The sequence below is a fragment of the Bradyrhizobium sp. WSM4872 genome (assembly GCF_055811715.1).
The window spans coordinates 1-361 of record NZ_JBVVPT010000083.1; the positions used below are offsets into that span (position 1 = coordinate 1).

The window sequence follows — 361 nt, forward strand, 5'->3', positions numbered from 1 at the left end:
ATCTCAGGCGCCACCATCAGCGTCGGGAGCGCCGGTTACATCGGCGTCTTCGTGCCGCTCCCTGCTGCCTGGATCATCGCCGGCGTCGTGCTCGCGATGGGAGCCATCGCCTGCCTTTCCGCGGTTCAGTCCATCAGCTTCGCGGGGCTGATGACGGTCGTCGAGATCGGAGGGTTGATCCTCATCCTCGCCGCCGGCCTGTTCAATGGCGGCGCGCTCGTCTCGCGTCTGCCTGAACTTTGGCCTTCGCTGCATGACCCGGGGGCCTGGTCCGGCATCGCGCGAACTTCGCTGCTCGCAGTGTTTGCGTTCATCGGCTTCGAACACCTGGTGAACATCTCCGAGGAAATGAAGAATCCTC

1 protein-coding gene is annotated in these 361 nt (G+C 63.7%); it reads left to right on the forward strand.

Features of this window, described 5'->3' with window-relative positions:
- Positions 1-361: amino acid permease (locus tag AC0L3C_RS36210; RefSeq protein WP_473410410.1), on the forward strand; the 361-nt coding region annotated here is incomplete at both ends.